At 72.2% G+C, this 12,485-nt stretch carries 14 protein-coding genes; all 14 read right to left on the bottom strand.

From position 1 onward, the window contains the following. Nucleotides 1–21 precede the first annotated feature (21 nt). The gene (locus A0J59_RS00600; protein WP_064314879.1) at nt 22–438 is read right to left on the bottom strand and encodes a DUF2550 domain-containing protein; all 417 of its coding nucleotides are present in this window, start codon (nt 436–438) and stop codon (nt 22–24) included. Between the two features lie 13 nt (nt 439–451). After that, nucleotides 452–718, bottom strand: coding sequence for a F0F1 ATP synthase subunit epsilon (locus tag A0J59_RS00595; protein ID WP_047232903.1), 267 nt, complete (start codon nt 716–718; stop codon nt 452–454). A 102-nt stretch (nt 719–820) separates the two neighbouring features. Further along, nucleotides 821–2,302, bottom strand: a complete 1,482-nt coding sequence (atpD, locus tag A0J59_RS00590; RefSeq protein ID WP_047232902.1) for a F0F1 ATP synthase subunit beta — start codon at nt 2,300–2,302, stop codon at nt 821–823. A 91-nt stretch (nt 2,303–2,393) separates the two neighbouring features. Further along, nucleotides 2,394–3,290, bottom strand: a complete 897-nt coding sequence (locus A0J59_RS00585; RefSeq protein WP_047232901.1) for a F0F1 ATP synthase subunit gamma — start codon at nt 3,288–3,290, stop codon at nt 2,394–2,396. Nucleotides 3,291–3,292: 2 nt separating this feature from the next. Next, nucleotides 3,293–4,924, bottom strand: coding sequence for a F0F1 ATP synthase subunit alpha (atpA, locus tag A0J59_RS00580; protein ID WP_047232900.1), 1,632 nt, complete (start codon nt 4,922–4,924; stop codon nt 3,293–3,295). A gap of 109 nt (nt 4,925–5,033) precedes the next feature. After that, nucleotides 5,034–5,849, bottom strand: a complete 816-nt coding sequence (locus A0J59_RS00575; protein ID WP_047232899.1) for a F0F1 ATP synthase subunit delta — start codon at nt 5,847–5,849, stop codon at nt 5,034–5,036. Next, complete coding sequence (locus A0J59_RS00570; RefSeq protein WP_047232898.1) at nt 5,849–6,448, bottom strand: F0F1 ATP synthase subunit B; 600 nt, start codon at nt 6,446–6,448, stop codon at nt 5,849–5,851. Before A0J59_RS00570 ends, A0J59_RS00575 begins: the two co-directional genes overlap by 1 nt. Further along, on the bottom strand, nt 6,448–6,684 hold the full coding sequence (locus A0J59_RS00565) for an ATP synthase F0 subunit C (protein ID WP_047232897.1): 237 nt from the start codon (nt 6,682–6,684) through the stop codon (nt 6,448–6,450). The genes A0J59_RS00570 and A0J59_RS00565 overlap by 1 nt, the downstream gene beginning before the upstream one ends. A 110-nt stretch (nt 6,685–6,794) precedes the next feature. Then, a complete protein-coding gene (atpB, locus tag A0J59_RS00560) occupies nt 6,795–7,589 on the bottom strand; it encodes a F0F1 ATP synthase subunit A (protein ID WP_231581804.1) in 795 nt (264 codons plus the stop codon). Nucleotides 7,590–7,818: 229 nt separating this feature from the next. Continuing rightward, nucleotides 7,819–8,313 (bottom strand): hypothetical protein, encoded by a 495-nt coding sequence (locus A0J59_RS00555; protein WP_052877585.1) that lies wholly within the window; start codon nt 8,311–8,313, stop codon nt 7,819–7,821. After that, the gene (locus tag A0J59_RS00550; protein ID WP_047232895.1) at nt 8,310–9,566 is read right to left on the bottom strand and encodes an MraY family glycosyltransferase; all 1,257 of its coding nucleotides are present in this window, start codon (nt 9,564–9,566) and stop codon (nt 8,310–8,312) included. Before A0J59_RS00550 ends, A0J59_RS00555 begins: the two co-directional genes overlap by 4 nt. Continuing rightward, nucleotides 9,563–10,291, bottom strand: a complete 729-nt coding sequence (locus A0J59_RS00545) for an L-threonylcarbamoyladenylate synthase (RefSeq protein ID WP_053370010.1) — start codon at nt 10,289–10,291, stop codon at nt 9,563–9,565. Before A0J59_RS00545 ends, A0J59_RS00550 begins: the two co-directional genes overlap by 4 nt. Next, nucleotides 10,288–11,277 (bottom strand): peptide chain release factor N(5)-glutamine methyltransferase, encoded by a 990-nt coding sequence (gene prmC, locus A0J59_RS00540; protein WP_047232893.1) that lies wholly within the window; start codon nt 11,275–11,277, stop codon nt 10,288–10,290. The genes A0J59_RS00545 and prmC overlap by 4 nt, the downstream gene beginning before the upstream one ends. Continuing rightward, nucleotides 11,270–12,373: a peptide chain release factor 1 gene (gene prfA / locus A0J59_RS00535; RefSeq protein ID WP_047232892.1), complete on the bottom strand. Its 1,104-nt coding sequence runs from the start codon at nt 12,371–12,373 to the stop codon at nt 11,270–11,272. The genes prmC and prfA overlap by 8 nt, the downstream gene beginning before the upstream one ends. Nucleotides 12,374–12,485 lie beyond the last annotated feature (112 nt).

The following is a 12,485-nucleotide window of genomic DNA, read 5'->3' as shown; positions in this document are numbered from 1 at the left end:
CGTCAGCCCACGGGCGACGCCTCAGACGACGACGTTGCGCCGACCGGGCGGCGCGGCCTCCAGCCAGGAGGCGAGCCCCTCGTACGCGGCGCGCGACATCGTGAGCTCGAAGTCCTGGCCGTGGTAGCGGCACCGGACGAGGTAGGTGTCGGGGCCGTCGCCGACGAACGGCTCGCGGCCCGCGATGACGAGGTCGTAGCGCGACCACGTCCGGGCGGGGCGGATCGACACCGACCACAGCCGCCACCAGTCGATACGACCGACGCCGTAGTGCGCGATGCCCGCGACCCAGGGGGCACCGGCCGCGCCCGCGCGCCGTGCACCGCACTCGAACGAGCCGACGCGGTGGGACAGGGCGCGCAGACGCCACGCCCCCAGCCCGATCGCGAGAAGGACGAGGACGAGCAGTCCGATCGCGAGCCAGGCCAGGGGCGTCATGGTCGTGCGAGGGTCAGCGGGCCGGTACGGACTCGACCGAGTCCGCGACGATCGTGACCTGGTTGGAGTCGACGGAGAGGAACCCTCCGCTGACGCGCACGTCGAGGGTCTCACCCTCGGCCACGATGCGCACCGAGCCCTCGCGCAGCACGGAGAGCAGGGGCGAGTGGTCCGCGAGGATGCCGATCTCACCGTCCGCCGCAGGGGCCGTGACCCGCTGCGCGCGGCCCGACCAGATCTTGCGGTCCGCCGCCACGAGGTCGACGTTCAGCTGTGCCACGGGAACTCCTTCATGGGCGGTTCATGCCCGGCGTGGTGTCCGGGTCCGGGTGCGACGCCCGCGGGGCCGGGCCGAGCGGCCCGGCCCCGCGTCTGCGTCGGATCAGGCGCCGTACTCCTGCTGGATGCGCGCCCAGTTGCGCTCGAGGTCCTCGAGGCCACCGATGTTGAAGAACGCCTGCTCGGCGACGTGGTCGAACTCGCCGTCCGCGATCTTCTTGAACGCCTCGATGGTCTCGCTCAGCGGCACCGTCGAGCCGACGACGCCCGTGAACTTCTCGGCCATGTAGGTGTTCTGGGAGAGGAACTGCTGGATGCGGCGCGCACGCGCGACGACCGTCTTGTCCTCCTCCGAGAGCTCGTCCACACCGAGGATCGCGATGATGTCCTGGAGCTCCTTGTTGCGCTGCAGGATCGACTTCACGCGCGTCGCGACGTCGTAGTGCTCCTGGCCCACGTAGCGCGGGTCGAGGATGCGGCTCGTCGACGCGAGCGGGTCCACCGCGGGGTACAGACCGCGCGAGGCGATCTCACGGGAGAGCTCGGTCGTCGCGTCGAGGTGCGCGAACGTCGTCGCCGGCGCCGGGTCGGTGTAGTCGTCCGCCGGCACGTAGATCGCCTGGAGCGACGTGATCGAGTGACCACGCGTCGAGGTGATGCGCTCCTGGAGCAGACCCATCTCGTCCGCGAGGTTCGGCTGGTAGCCGACCGCGGAGGGCATGCGGCCGAGCAGCGTCGACACCTCGGAGCCCGCCTGCGTGAAGCGGAAGATGTTGTCGATGAACAGGAGGACGTCCTGCTTCTTCACGTCGCGGAAGTACTCCGCCATGGTCAGCGCGGAGAGCGCGACGCGAAGACGCGTGCCCGGGGGCTCGTCCATCTGGCCGAAGACGAGGGCGGTCTTGTCGAAGACGCCGGCCTCCTCCATCTCGACGATGAGGTCGTTGCCCTCACGCGTGCGCTCGCCGACGCCGGCGAACACGGACACGCCACCGTGGTCCTGCGCCACGCGCTGGATCATCTCCTGGATGAGGACGGTCTTGCCGACGCCCGCACCACCGAAGAGGCCGATCTTCCCACCCTGGACGTACGGGGTGAGGAGGTCGATGACCTTGATGCCCGTCTCGAACATCGTGGTCTTCGACTCGAGCTGGTCGAACGCCGGGGGCTTGCGGTGGATCGGCCAGCGCTCGGTGACCTCGACCGTCTCGCCCGGAGCGCCGTTGAGCACGTCGCCCGTGACGTTGAAGACCTTGCCCTTGGTGACGTCGCCGACGGGCACGCTGATCGGCGCGCCGGTGTCGGTGACCTGGGCACCGCGGACGAGGCCGTCCGTCGGCTTGAGGGCGATGGCGCGCACGAGCGAGTCACCCAGGTGCTGGGCGACCTCGAGCGTGAGCGTGAACGACTTCTCGCCCTCGCCCTGCGACGAGAGGTCGATCTCGACGGTCAGCGCGTTGTAGATGTCGGGGATCGCGTCCGCCGGGAACTCGATGTCCACGACGGGGCCGATCACACGAGCGACCCGGCCCACGCCGGGACCGCTGGAGTGCTCGACCTGTGCTTCCACGGTGGTGGCGGTCATTGCTGGCCTCGCTTCGCAGTGCCGGAGTGGTCCCCGGCGGTGTCGGTCAGGATGTCGGTGATGGTGCTGGCCGCGCGGGCCGTGCGGCCCGTCATGACGCCGCCAGGGCGTCGGCACCCGAGACGATCTCGCTGATCTCCTGGGTGATGTCCGCCTGACGCGCCTGGTTCGCCAGCCGCGTGTAGTTGCGGATGAGGTCCTCCGCGTTGTCCGTCGCCGTGTGCATCGCGCGCTGACGTGCCGCGAGCTCGGACGCCGCCGCCTCGAGGAGGCAGCTGAAGATCCGGCTGCGCACGTAGCGAGGGAGCAGCTCGTCGAGCACGGCCTCGGGCGAGGGCTCGAAGTCGTACAGCGGGAGCACGTCGTGCTTGCCCGCCGGTGCGACGCCCTCGACGACCTCGAGCGGGAGCATCCGCACGACGCGCGGGCGCTGCGTGACCATGTTGACGAACTGCGTGTACACGATGTGCAGCTCGCTCACGCCACCCTCGGCCGCCGGCGCGAGGAACGCCCCGAGCAGGGCGTCCGCGATCTCGCCCGCGACCTCGGAGTTGGGCGCGTCCGACCCGTACGACCACGACCCGGCGAGCTCGCGCCCGCGGAACGTGTAGTACGAGATGGCACGACGACCGGCCCCGTAGAGCGCGACCTCCTTGCCCTCGGCCACGAGGCGCTCGACGAGGCGCTCCGTCTCGCGGATGATCGACGCCGAGTAGGCGCCGGCCATGCCGCGGTCGGAGGCGACGACGAGCACCGCGACGCGGTTGGTGTCCGTGCGCTCGCTCGTCAGCGGGTGCTTCGTCGACGTGTGGGTCGCGACGGCCGACACGGCCCGGGTGATCGCCCGGGCGTACGGCGACGCGGCGGCCGTGCGGTCGCGCGCCTTGCCGATCCGCGACGCGGCGATGAGCTCCTGCGCGCGGAACATCTTCTTGAGCGACTGCGTCGACTTGATCCGCTGCTTGTAGACGCGCTGGGATCCGGCCATCGTCAGGCCCTCTTCTGCCGGACGATCTGCTCCTGCTCGATCTCCGTCTCGGCCTCGTCCTCGGTGTCCCCACCGACGAGCGGCGTGCCGTCACCCGTGAGGAAGCCGGACCGGAACGTGTCGACCGCCGAGGAGAGCTGGGCCTCGGTCTCGTCCGACAGCTTGCCGGTCTCCGCGATCGTCGACAGGACGTCCGTGTTGCGGCGCAGGTGGTCGAGCAGCTCGGACTCGAAGCGACGCACGTCCTCGACCGGGACGTCGTCGATCTTGCCCTTGGTGCCGGCCCAGATCGACGCGACCTGGTCCTCGACCGGGTACGGCGAGTACTGGCCCTGCTTGAGCAGCTCCATCAGGGCCGCGCCGCGCTTCAGCTGGCCGCGCGACGCCGCGTCGAGGTCGGACGCGAACATCGCGAACGCCTCGAGCGCACGGAACTGCGCGAGCTCGAGCTTCAGCGTGCCGGAGACCTGCTTCATGGCCTTGACCTGCGCGGCACCACCGACGCGGGACACCGAGATGCCGACGTCGACGGCCGGGCGCTGGTCGGCGTTGAACAGGTCGGACTGGAGGAAGATCTGGCCGTCGGTGATGGAGATGACGTTCGTCGGGATGTACGCCGAGACGTCGTTCCCCTTGGTCTCGATGACCGGCAGGCCCGTCATCGAGCCGGCGCCGAGCTCGTCCGAGAGCTTCGCGCAACGCTCGAGCAGGCGGGAGTGCAGGTAGAAGACGTCACCGGGGTACGCCTCGCGGCCCGGCGGGCGGCGCAGCAGGAGCGACACGGCACGGTAGGCCTCGGCCTGCTTCGACAGGTCGTCGAACACGATGAGGACGTGCTTGCCGCCGTACATCCAGTGCTGCCCGATGGCCGAACCGGTGTACGGGGCGAGGTACTTGAAGCCCGCCGGGTCGGACGCGGGAGCCGCGACGATCGTCGTGTACTCGAGCGCGCCGGCCTCCTCGAGCGCGCCGCGCACCGACGCGATCGTGGAGCCCTTCTGGCCGATGGCGACGTAGATGCAGCGGACCTGCTTCTCGGGGTCGCCCGACTCCCAGTTGGCCTTCTGGTTGATGATCGTGTCGATCGCGATCGCCGTCTTGCCCGTCTGGCGGTCACCGATGATCAGCTGGCGCTGGCCGCGGCCGATCGGGATCATCGAGTCGATCGCCTTGAGGCCGGTCTGGAGCGGCTCGTGGACCGACTTGCGGTCCATGACGCCGGGCGCCTGGAGCTCGAGGGCGCGGCGGCCCTCCGTCGCGACCTCGCCGAGGCCGTCGATCGGGTTGCCCAGCGGGTCGACGACGCGACCGAGGTACCCGTCGCCGACGGGGACCGAGAGGACCTCGCCGGTCCGGCGGACCTCCTGGCCCTCCTCGATGCCGGTGAACTCGCCGAGGACGACGACACCGATCTCGCGGACGTCGAGGGTGAGGGCGAGACCCAGGGTCCCGTCCTCGAAGCGCAGCAGCTCGTTGGCCATCGCGCCCGGCAGACCCTCGACCTGGGCGATGCCGTCGGCGGCCAGGGTGACCCGGCCCACCTCCTCGGACACGGCGCCCTCGGGCTCGTAGGACTTCACGAAGCTGTCCAGAGCGGCCCGGATCTCCTCCGGCCGGATCGTCAGCTCAGCCATTGCTCTTCTCCTGTCGTGGCCGCACCTCGTGGTTCGGGTGCGGTCGAACGTTTGTCGGTTGTGCGGCCGGTGGCCGGCAGGACGGTCGTCGGTCGGAAGGGTCGGCTCGTCAGCTCACGAGGCGACGGCGCGCGTCGGCGAGCCGGGAGAGCACGGTGGAGTCCACGACGTCGGCACCCACCTGGACGCGCAGCCCGCCGAGCACCGTGGGGTCCACGGTGACGTTGAGCTGCACGGCTCGCCCGTAGGCCCGCTCGAGCAGTCCCGCGAGACGGTCGAGCTGTGCCTGCGTGAGCACCGCGGCCGACGTGACCGAGGCGACGAGGCGCTGGCGACGCTCGGCCGCGATCTCCCCGATCCACCCCAGCGTCGGGACGAACCGGCGACCGCGCAGCGCGCGCGTCGCGTGGACCGCGAGCACCTCGGTGACGCGGTCGACCTTGCCGTCGAGCAGCGCGTGCACGAACGCGGCACGGCGCCCGGGATCGGTCGTGTCGTCCGAGAGGACCTGCCGCGCCTCGCGCTGCCCGACGAGCGCGCGCGAGGTCCGGAACAGCTCGTCCTCGACCTTCTCCAGCGCACCGCGGGCCTCGGCCGACGCGAGGACCGCGTCCAGGCCCAGGCGCTCGGTCGCGTCCGCGAGGTCGCCCTCGCGGGTCCAGCGGGACCGGACCAGGCCGGACACGAGGTCCACGACCCGCTCGTCGAAGCCCGACGCGAGGACGGCGGACACGAGGGCCGCCTTGTCCGCGCCGGACCGCGACGGGTCCGCGAGTGAGCGCCGCAGCGGCGCCGACTCGTCGAACGCCGCGGTGACCGCGAAGAGCTGCTCGCCCAGCGCGAGCGCGCCCTCGCCCGCCGAGCGCAGGACCGGCTCGAACCGGTCCCGCGCCTGCGTCAGGGACTCGCCGCTCGTTCCGCGCATCAGCGCTCCTCGGAAGCCGTGCCCGCCGCGCTCGCCGCCGCGGGACCCGCGGCCTCGAGCTCGTCGAGGAAGCGGTCGACGACGCGGCTCTGGCGCGCCGAGTCGGCGAGCGACTCGCCCACGATCTTCGAGGCGAGCTCCGTCGCGAGCAGACCCACGTCGTTGCGCAGCGAGACCGCGGCCTGCTGGCGCTCGGCCTCGATCTGGCGGTGCGCCGTCTCGACGATGCGCGCGGCGTCGTCCGACGCCTTCGCCCGCAGGTCGGAGACGATGGCCGAGCCCTCGGCCCGTGCCTCCTCGCGGATCTTCGCCGCCTCCGTGCGCGCCTCCTGGAGCTGCTGGTGGTACTCCGCCAGCGCCGCCGCGGCCTCCGCCTGGGCGGACTCCGCCTTGGCGAGGCCACCCTCGATCTTCGCGGTGCGCTCGTCGAGCACCGCCTGGAACTTGGGCAGGATGGCCTTGTAGAAGACGATCGCGATGACGACGAGGACGACCGCCGACCAGAGCAGGTCGTAGCCGGCCGGCAGGAAGAGGTCGATCCCCTCCGGCTCCTCCGTCTGCGCCACCAGCGAACCGGCGGCGCTCGTCAGCGCCGACATCACGCCGCGGGGAAGAGGAAGCCGGCGACGAGACCCAGCAGGGCGAGGAGCTCGACGAACGCGACACCGAGGAACATGGTGGCGCGGAGCTGGCCGGCGACCTCGGGCTGACGGGCGATGCCCTCGATGGTCTTGCCGATGAGGATACCGAGGCCGATGCCCGGGCCGATCGCGGCGAGGCCGTAGCCGACCGAGTTGAGGTTACCGGTGACCTCGGCGAGGGTGGTGACGTCCACGATGGGTGTTCCTTCCGTTGGGCGCCGGCCCTGGGTGGTCCGGCGTCGCGTGGGTTGATGCGTCTGGAGCGAGCTGGTGGTGCGAGCGGCGAGGTGCGCCGACCGTCAGGTCAGTGCTCTTCCTCGAGCGACATGTTGATGTAGACCGCCGCGAGCAGGGCGAAGATGTACGCCTGCAGCGCCGCGACCAGGATCTCGAAGAGCGTGAAGGCGAAGCCGCCGGCCAGGCTGAGGACGCCGAGCGCCTTCATCGCGGGAGCCGCCTCGAAGAAGAAGTACTGCGTCGCCGCGAAGCAGAGCACGAGCATGATGTGCCCGGCGACCATGTTGGCGACGAGACGGATGGCCAGTGAGGCCGGCCGGATGATGAGGATCTGGAGCAGCTCGATCGGCGTGACGATCAGGTAGATCGGCGCCGGGATCCCCGGGGGGAACAGGTTGCTCTTGAGGTAGCCGCCGAGGCCGTGCTTCTTGATGCCGACGTACCAGTAGGTCACGAAGACCCACAGGGCGAGGAGCAGCGGGATGCCGATCCGGGCGGTGCCGGCCATGTTGAGGCCGGTGATGATGCCCGTGATGTTGAACGCGAGGATCGCGCAGAAGATCGTCGTGATCATCGGCACGAAACGCTTGGCGTTCTCCTTGCCCATGATCTCCTCGACGACCTGCACGCGCACGAAGTCGAGGATCATCTCGATGGCGTTCTGGAACCGGCCGGGGACGAGCTTCGCGCGGCGCGCCGCGATGACGAAGATCGCCAGCAGGGCGACCGTCGCGACGACGCGGACGATCCAGATGCGGTCGATCTGGAAGATCGTGCCCTCGAAGAGGATGGCCGGCGGGAAGAAGTCGGCGATCGACGGCGCGTGGAAGCCACCTTCGCTCTCGGAAGCAGCGAGGAGCACGGGGGTCGCAAGCGTGGACAGGGTGGACTCCCAATGGTCGTGTGGTCCGGGCAGCCGTCACTCGTTGGTGGGCACGCCGTCGGACCTGGCCGTCATGGATTCGCCAGTAGCCTAACGTATGGATCGGCGTGCTCACGCCGATCTGGCGGCGCTTGTGACATTTTGCTCATGCGCTCCGGGCAACTGGTCCCTGGCCCGGGCGCCGCCCTCCTGGTAGGGGCGCGGTCGGTCAGCGGGCGTCGGGCTCGACGTAGGGGATGCGCCCCCTGCTCACGGCCCGGTAGTCGAGCACCGCGGAGCCGATGACGCCGACGAGCAGGACCCCCGCGAAGACCCAGCGGTCGTAGAAGTCCATGCCGCGCAGGACCACGAGGATCACGATGAGCACGACCATCTTCGCGAGCCAGCTCCCCATGACGACCGCCGCGGTCGTCGTCGGGCTGGCGTCCACCGTGCGGAGCATCGCCCAGACCGTGGTGGCCGAGAAGAGCAGCGCCACGCCCACGCCGAGGAGGGCACCCCACACGCCCGGCAGACCGGCGACGAGCGCACCGATCGCGACGCCGAGGACCGTGAGCGCGCCGAGCAGGACGAGCACGTCCCGCAGCGCGGTCCGGAAGACCGCGCGGACGGCCTGCCCGTGCGGGCCGATCGTCTGCTCGGCGGACTTCTCGGCGGGCTCCGCGCCGTCCGGCTGGGCGGGTTCGGGCTGGCTCGTGGTCATCTGAGGGCTTCCTTCGGCGGGGTCGTGACGGCGGGCGAGGACGGCGGGGCGGCCTCGCTCGGGTCGTCGTCGGAGGTGGTGGTCGTGACGGGCACGGACGACGTCGTGGTCGCGGCGTCGTCGTCGAGGAACCGGCCGCGCGTGCGCAGCGGGCCGAGCGTGAGGACCGCGGAGACCAGGACCGCGACCGCGAGGCCCACGGCCACGCCGTGCCAGTGCCACTGGACGAGCGCGACCGCGGCGAACGCGAACACCGACGTCCAGACGTAGAGGATGAGCACGGCGCGCCGGTGCGAGTGCCCGATCGCGAGCATCCGGTGGTGCAGGTGCATGCGGTCCGGGTGGAACGGCGACTTCCCGCGCGCTACCCGGCGCACCACCGCCATGCCCATGTCGAGCAGGGGCAGGAGGATCACCGCGAGCGGCAGCAGGATCGGGATGAACGCCGGGATCTGCTGGGCGCCGGAGAGCGCGTCGGGATCGATCTTGCCCGTCACGACGATCGCCGCGGCGGAGAAGACGAGCCCGAGGACCATCGATCCCGAGTCCCCCATGAAGATGCGCGCCGGATGGAAGTTGTGCGGCAGGAAACCCACGCAGATGCCGACGAGCACGGCGATCACGAGGGTCGCGAGGCTCGAGTAGTCGTCGGCGCTCGCCTTCTGCGTGAGCACGTAGGAGTAGACGAAGAACGCCGCACCGCCGATCGCGACGAGCCCGGCCGCGAGACCGTCGAGGCCGTCGACGAAGTTCACGGCGTTCATCGCGACGACGACGACGAGGATCGTCGCGGCGAGCTGGAGGCGCGAGGACCAGATGAGCTGCTGCTCGCCGATCCCGAGGGGGAGCGTGAAGAGGACGACTCCCTGGGCCGCCATGAACCCCGCCGCGAGCACCTGCCCCGCGAGCTTCGTCATCCAGTCGAGGTCCCAGATGTCGTCGGCGATCCCGAGCAGGCAGACGATCGCGGCCGCGCCGACGATCCCCCACGCCCGCGAGTCCGCCACGAGCCGGCCCGCGACCTCGCTGACGAACACGCTCTCGAGGAACGGCATCTGCGACGCGAAGACCACCGCCACCACGAGGCCCAGCAGCATGGCGAGCCCGCCGAGCCGGGGGGTCGGGATCGTGTGGACGTCGCGGTCGCGCACCGCGGTGATCGCGCCGGTGCGCAGCGCGACCCAGCGCGCGAAGGGCGTCGCGAGGAACGTCACCACGGCGGCGACGAGCATCACGAGCAGGTAGACCCTCACCCGCCGTTCGCCTCCGGCTCCCCGGCGTCGTCGGTGGTCTGAGCGTCGGTGGGCGCGTCGGTGGGAGCACCGGCGGGCGGGTCGTCCGGGCCCGCGACGTCCGCGACCTCGCGGAGCCGGTCGAGCGTGACCGCGCCCTGGCGCACGACGCGCAGCGTGTCGGACGTCGCGTCGACGATGGTCGACGCCACCCCGCCGGGCGCCACGCCGCCGTCGAGGTAGACCGTCACGGCGTCGCCGAGCTGTGCCTGCGCGTCGTCGACGTCGAGGGCCGCGGGACGGCCGGTCGCGTTCGCCGACGACACCGCGAGCGGCCCGGTCCGGCGCAGGAGCGCGAGCGCGGCCGGGTGATCGGGCATGCGCAGCGCGACGGTCCCGTGCGTCTCCCCCAGGTCCCACGCGAGCGAGGGCTGGGCACGCAGGATGATCGTGAAGCCGCCGGGCCAGAAGGCCTCGACGAGGCGGCGCGCCGCGTCGGGCACGTCCGTGGCGAGGCCGTCGAGCGTGCGGGCGTCCGGCACGAGCACGGGCGGGGGCATCTGTCGGCCACGGCCCTTGGCCGCGAGCAGCGCGGCGACGGCCTCGGCGTCGAAGGCGTCGGCGCCGATGCCGTAGACGGTGTCGGTGGGCAGCACAACGAGGCCACCGCGGGAGATCGCGTTGACCGCCTCGTCGATGCCGGCGCCCCAGGTGTTCGGGTCGGTCACGGGGTGGACGGAGCTCACGGGTCCATCCTTCCACGCCCACGGGCGGGCTCCGGGTCACCGGCGCGCTCGGGTCCGGAGCGCCGGGCCACGACCATGCGGTCGCGTCCCGCGAGGTCGACGACGGTGCGGACGTCGGCGAACGCGCCGGTCGCCGCGACCATGTCGCGCGCGGCCGCGGCCTGGACCTCGGCGTGCTCCATGACGTAGAGACCGCCGGGGCGCAGGAGCCGCGCGGCCGCGGCCGTGATCCCCCGCGGCACCTCGAGACCGTCCGGCCCGAGGCCGTAGAGCGCCACGCCGGGGTCGTGGTCGGCCACCTCCGGGTCGCGCGGGACGGCACCGGGGGGCACGTACGGCGGGTTGGACACGACGACGTCGACCGTGCCGTCGAGACCGCCGTCGGCGGCAGGCCCGGCGAGCGCCGTGCGGGCGTCGCCCCGCACCAGGTGCACGACGACGCCGCTCGCCTCGCGCACGGCCGTCACGTTCCGCTCGGCCCAGGCGTGGGCGGCGGCGTCGAGCTCGACCGCGTGCACGTCGGTCCCGGCGACCTCCGTCGCGACGGCGAGCGCGATCGCCCCCGAGCCGGCGCACAGGTCGACGACGGTCGCGCGCCCCGATCCGGCCACGACCGCGCGGGCCTCGTCGACGGCGACCTGCGCGACCTGCTCGGTCTCGGGCCGCGGGACGAAGACGCCCGGCCCGACGGCCAGCTCGAGGTGCCGGAACGGCGCGGTGCCCACGAGGTGCTGGAGCGGCACGCGCCGCGCGCGCCGGGCGACGAGCTCCGCGAGGGCGGGCGCCACGTCGTCGGGGACGGGCGTGCCGAGGATCGCGCGACGTGCCACGTCGCTCCGGGGCACCGAGAGCGCGTGGGCGAGCAGGAGCTCGGCGTCCGCACGCGCCGAGGGCACCCCCGCGGCGTCGAGGACGGCCGTCGCCCAGCGGAGCCAGGTGGAGGTGCGGGCGTCCGACGGCGGGTTCGGAGCGACCGGCTCAGGCATCGCCGGCGCTCGCGAGGCGGGCCGCCTCGTCGGCCTCGACCGCCGAGCGCACGACGGGGTCGAGGTCGCCGTCGAGCACCTGGTCGAGGTTGTAGGCCTTGTACCCCGTGCGGTGGTCCGCGATGCGGTTCTCCGGGAAGTTGTACGTCCGGATGCGCTCGGAGCGGTCGACCGTGCGGACCTGGGAGCGGCGCAGGTCGGCGGCCTCCGCGGCGGCGGCCTCCTGCTGCGCGGCGAGCAGGCGCGCGCGCAGCACGCGCATCGCCTGCTCGCGGTTCTGGAGCTGCGACTTCTCGTTCTGCATCGACACGACGATCCCCGTCGGCAGGTGCGTGATGCGCACGGCGGAGTCGGTCGTGTTGACGGACTGCCCTCCGGGTCCGGACGAGCGGTACACGTCGATGCGCAGGTCGTGGGGGTCGATCTCGACCTCGCCCGCGTCCTCCACCTCGGGGAACACGAGCACGCCGGCCGCGGAGGTGTGGATCCGGCCCTGCGACTCGGTCACCGGCACGCGCTGGACGCGGTGCACGCCGCCCTCGTACTTGAGGTTCGCCCAGACGCCGTCGGCGGGGTCGGTCGGCGTGCTGCGCGCCTTGACCGCGACCTGGACGTCCTTGTAGCCGCCGAGGTCGGACTCGGTGGACTCGAGGACCTCGGTCTTCCAGCCACGACGCTCCGCGTACCGCAGGTACATGCGCAGCAGGTCGCCCGCGAACAGGGCGGACTCCTCGCCGCCCTCGCCCGCCTTGATCTCGAGGATGACGTCGCGCCCGTCGTCGGGGTCGCGGGGCACGAGCACGCGGCGCAGCCGCTCGCGCGCCTCCTCCTCCGCGGCGCGCAGGCCCGGGAGCTCCGCGGCGAACGCGTCGCCGTCCTCGCCCCCGAGGGCCACGAGCTCGGCGGCGGCCTCGGCGTCGTCGCTCGCCTCGCGCCACGCGCGGTACGCGCCGACGACCTGGTTGAGCTCGGCGTAGCGCCGCCCCAGCGTGCGCGCACGACCGGTGTCCGCGTGGACGGCGGGGTCGGCGAGCTGGCCCTCGATGTCGGCGTGCTCGGCCAGCAGCGGCTCGACGGCGGCGAACGACTCGGTCACGGACTGCTCCTCGGTGGCGGGCTGGGTCGCGGCCGGCGCGCCGGGGCGGCGACCGCGCGAGGATCGGAGGATCGCTCGGGCAAAGCAACAGCGCCGGTGGTCCGAGCTCGCC

The sequence above is a fragment of the Cellulosimicrobium sp. I38E genome (assembly GCF_001647255.1).
GTDB classification, from domain to species: domain Bacteria; phylum Actinomycetota; class Actinomycetes; order Actinomycetales; family Cellulomonadaceae; genus Cellulosimicrobium; species Cellulosimicrobium cellulans_E.
The sequence above is the reverse complement of the archived record's forward strand: the minus strand, read 5'-3'. Positions and strand labels throughout refer to the sequence as shown.

What these genes read in the sequence shown, in the direction of transcription:
- A0J59_RS00600 (WP_064314879.1), bottom strand. Translation starts at nt 438, where the DNA reads ATGACGCCCCTGGCCTGGCTCGCGATCGGACTGCTCGTCCTCGTCCTT.
- atpD (WP_047232902.1), bottom strand. Translation starts at nt 2,302, where the DNA reads ATGACCGCCACCACCGTGGAAGCACAGGTCGAGCACTCCAGCGGTCCC.
- A0J59_RS00585 (WP_047232901.1), bottom strand. Translation starts at nt 3,290, where the DNA reads ATGGCCGGATCCCAGCGCGTCTACAAGCAGCGGATCAAGTCGACGCAG.
- atpA (WP_047232900.1), bottom strand. Translation starts at nt 4,924, where the DNA reads ATGGCTGAGCTGACGATCCGGCCGGAGGAGATCCGGGCCGCTCTGGAC.
- A0J59_RS00575 (WP_047232899.1), bottom strand. Translation starts at nt 5,849, where the DNA reads ATGCGCGGAACGAGCGGCGAGTCCCTGACGCAGGCGCGGGACCGGTTC.
- A0J59_RS00570 (WP_047232898.1), bottom strand. Translation starts at nt 6,448, where the DNA reads ATGTCGGCGCTGACGAGCGCCGCCGGTTCGCTGGTGGCGCAGACGGAG.
- A0J59_RS00555 (WP_052877585.1), bottom strand. Translation starts at nt 8,313, where the DNA reads ATGACCACGAGCCAGCCCGAACCCGCCCAGCCGGACGGCGCGGAGCCC.
- prmC (WP_047232893.1), bottom strand. Translation starts at nt 11,277, where the DNA reads ATGCCTGAGCCGGTCGCTCCGAACCCGCCGTCGGACGCCCGCACCTCC.